The organism is Nocardioides sp. NPDC057767 (assembly GCF_042798275.1).
GTDB lineage: Bacteria > Actinomycetota > Actinomycetes > Propionibacteriales > Nocardioidaceae > Nocardioides.
On sequence record NZ_JBHVKJ010000123.1, the window covers coordinates 1 to 2,977 of the forward strand.

General features: G+C 68.3%; 4 protein-coding genes and 1 tRNA gene. 4 read left to right on the forward strand and 1 reads right to left on the reverse strand.

What is annotated here, in order from left to right; all coding sequences use genetic code 11:
• Positions 1-46: 46 nt before the first annotated feature.
• Positions 47-505, reverse strand: a complete 459-nt coding sequence (locus tag ACFVDI_RS28590) for a GatB/YqeY domain-containing protein (RefSeq protein WP_378912262.1) — start codon at positions 503-505, stop codon at positions 47-49.
• Positions 506-530: 25 nt separating this feature from the next.
• On the opposite strand from ACFVDI_RS28590, the gene ACFVDI_RS28595 reads away from it, so the two are divergent.
• The 4 genes from ACFVDI_RS28595 to ACFVDI_RS28610 all read left to right on the forward strand — a co-directional run bounded on the left by ACFVDI_RS28595 (position 531) and on the right by ACFVDI_RS28610 (position 2,880).
• A complete protein-coding gene (locus tag ACFVDI_RS28595; protein ID WP_378912263.1) occupies positions 531-1,451 on the forward strand; it encodes a metallophosphoesterase in 921 nt (306 codons plus the stop codon).
• Between the two features lie 72 nt (positions 1,452-1,523).
• Positions 1,524-1,597: transfer RNA gene (locus ACFVDI_RS28600), tRNA-Pro, on the forward strand.
• Positions 1,598-1,669: 72 nt separating this feature from the next.
• Positions 1,670-2,128, forward strand: coding sequence for a nitroreductase/quinone reductase family protein (locus ACFVDI_RS28605; protein WP_378912264.1), 459 nt, complete (start codon positions 1,670-1,672; stop codon positions 2,126-2,128).
• A gap of 56 nt (positions 2,129-2,184) precedes the next feature.
• Positions 2,185-2,880 carry a hypothetical protein gene (locus ACFVDI_RS28610; RefSeq protein ID WP_378912265.1) on the forward strand — a complete coding sequence of 232 codons (696 nt, stop codon included), beginning with the start codon at positions 2,185-2,187 and terminating at the stop codon, positions 2,878-2,880.
• Positions 2,881-2,977: the final 97 nt, after the last annotated feature.

The following is a 2,977-nucleotide window of genomic DNA, read 5'->3' on the forward strand; positions in this document are numbered from 1 at the left end:
GGCCCCCACCGATCCGGTGGGGGCCACGCTCGTTGTGTGCTGCCGTTCAGGCGAGCTGCTTGCGCACCTCGGCGGCGACGGCGCCACCGTCGGCGCGGCCCTTGGTCTGCGGGGTCAGGACACCCATCACCTTGCCCATGGCGCGCATCCCCTCGTCGGCGGCACCGGTCTGGGCGATGGCCTTGCTGACCAGGTCGGTGATCTCCTCGGCGCTCAGCTGAGCGGGCAGGTATTCGGTGATCACCGCGGCCTCGGCTGTCTCCTTCTCGGCCGATTCCGTGCGGCCACCCTCGGCGAAGGCAGTGGCCGCCTCGCGGCGCTTCTTGGCCTCGCGCGTGAGGATCGTGATGATCTCGTCGTCGGTGAGCTCCTTGGCCTCCTTGCCGGCCACCTCAGCCTCGGTGATCGAGGCCATGACCATGCGCAGCGTGCCCGCACGGTCCTTGTCCCGGGCCTTCATCGCGGCGGTCAGGTCGGTCCTCAGCCGGTCCTTCAGAGTGCTCATGGAACCATTGTGGCAGGGTTGAGCCATGCGGCTCGCCTCAGCAATCGGCGCAACTCTCGGGACCGGGCTCGCCACCGGCGCGGCCATGACGGCGTACGCCCTGTGGGAGGCCCGTCAATACACTCTGCGCCAGGTGAGGCTGCCGGTGCTTCCCGAGGGCGCGGATCCGCTGCGGGTGCTGCATCTCTCCGACATGCATGTGGTCCCTTCGCAGCACAAGAAGCTCGACTGGATCGCGTCGCTGGCCGCGCTCAAGCCCGACCTGGTCATCGACACCGGCGACAACCTGGCCCACCAGCGGGCGGTCCCGGCGATCATCAACGCCCTCGGCACGCTGCTCGACGTGCCCGGCGTCTTCGTGCATGGCTCCAACGACTACTACGAGCCGCGGCTGCGCAACCCGTTCGGCTACCTGCTGCCGGACAACGGCAAGCGGCAGACGAACGTCCCTGAGCTCCCCTGGCGCGATCTGTCCGCGTCCTTCACCAAGTCGGGCTGGCTCGATCTCACCAACACGCGCTCGTCGCTGACCGTGAACGGCATCGAGTTCGCCTTCGCCGGCGTCGACGACCCTCACCTGCGCCTCGACGACCTGTCCGCGGTCGCCGGACCTGCGGACCAGGCCGCGGACGTACGCCTCGGGGTCGCGCACGCGCCCTACCTGCGGGTCCTGGACCAGTTCACCGCCGACGGCTACGACGCCATCCTGGCCGGTCACACCCACGGCGGTCAGGTCTGCCTCCCCGGCGGGCGGGCGCTGGCCACAAATTGCGATCTCGACCCCGCGCGGGCGCGCGGGCTGCACACTCACACCCATGGCGGACGGCAGGCTTGGCTGCACGTATCGGCCGGCCTCGGCACCTCTCCCTACACGCGGATCCGCGTCGCCTGCCGCCCCGAAGCCACCCTTCTGACGCTCACTCCGCGCGGAGCGTCTCGACGGTAGGGCTCGATTACGAGTCGGAGCAGTCTCTGGGCTATGCTCATTTCTCGTTGGACCGTTGATCGGTGCAGCATTCGGGTTGTAGCGCAGCTTGGTAGCGCACCTCGTTCGGGACGAGGGGGCCGCAGGTTCAAATCCTGTCAACCCGACATCGAGTTCAGGCTCGGAGATCGCAAGATCTCCGAGCCTGAGTTCATTTCTGGCCGAGTACTGTCGACGCCATGAGCTTCGACACCCGCAACGGCACCCGCGGCGCCAGGCAGATCACCGCCAACCCCCTTCTGAGGCTGGGCAACAAGCTGATGATGCGCCGTGCGCGCAAGAGCAACGCCACGATGGCCGGGATGCGGCTGCTCGTGCTCACCACGATCGGCAAGCAGAGCGGCGAACCTCGTTCGACGCCACTCGCGTGGTTCCCCGGCGGCGACGACACCTGGCTGGTCGCGGCCTCCGCCGGAGGCGGGGCGAGGAACCCTGCGTGGTACTACAACATCGCGGCCAACCCCGACCGTGTCACGATCGAGATGGGCGGCGAGACCATCCCCGTCGTCGCCGAGCAGCTCCACGGTGAGGAGCGAGCCCGTGCATGGGACGAGATCAAGGCGGACGCATCGAACTTCGCGACCTACGAGACCAAGACGGACCGCGAGATCCCGGTGATCCGGCTGACCCGGGCGTGAGTTCTTGACCCGCGCCTGAGTTCATTTGTGACCCACGGCATGCGAAACTGCCCCTCATGAGCAACGACCCCGCCGACAAGCTCGCCGCGCCGTCGTTCGGCTTCAAGAAGAAGCGCGGGGGCACGAAGCCCGCGCCCGCCAAGGCCGACGAGGCCTCTGCGGAGCAGGCCTCCACCGAGAAGACTCAGGTCTTGGAGCAGACGGCGCCCGTCATCGCTCCCGAGCCTCCTGCGGAGAAGCCCGCCGAGAAGCCAGCCGAGAAGCCCGCGAAGAAGCCGAAGGCCCAGAAGCCGCCCAAGCCCACCAAGGAGCCGAAGGCTCCCAAGCCTCCGAAGCCTGCCAAGGAGCCCAGGGAGCCGCGCGAGCGGCGCATCAACCTCGGCACCCCGTCCGGCCTGTCGGCAGCGGTCATGATCGGCGCCATCGTCGGAGCATTCATGGCTCTGGCGATCTGGTTCAGCGGAACCGTGAGCCAGTGGACGCGCGGCACCTCGTCGCTCGGCGACACCGGTGCGATCGTCCTCATCGCCGTCTTCGTCCTCGCGGTCGTCGTCGGCGGCTACCTCCTCCGCCTGGCCGGTGCCAGCTCCCCCTTCACGATCAGCTTCCTCGGCTCGGCCCTCGTCGCCGTGCTCTCGATGCTGTTCCTCACCGACCTCTTCAACCACGCCTGGGGCGTGATCATCGTGGTGATCCTCACCGCCGCCGCGTACGCCCTCGCCTACTGGGTGACCACCAACTACATCGACTGACAAGCCCCTGCCGAGGCGTCACCCGCGTCGGTCGAGGCGTCACCCGCGTCGGCCGAGTTGGCACCGTGGTGCCAGCTCGGCCGACGTACGTGACGTC

Coding starts and splice junctions, on each gene's coding strand:
- ACFVDI_RS28605 (WP_378912264.1), top strand. CDS start 1,670: ATGAGCTTCGACACCCGCAACGGCACCCGCGGCGCCAGGCAGATCACC.
- ACFVDI_RS28590 (WP_378912262.1), bottom strand. CDS start 505: ATGAGCACTCTGAAGGACCGGCTGAGGACCGACCTGACCGCCGCGATG.
- ACFVDI_RS28595 (WP_378912263.1), top strand. CDS start 531: ATGCGGCTCGCCTCAGCAATCGGCGCAACTCTCGGGACCGGGCTCGCC.
- ACFVDI_RS28610 (WP_378912265.1), top strand. CDS start 2,185: ATGAGCAACGACCCCGCCGACAAGCTCGCCGCGCCGTCGTTCGGCTTC.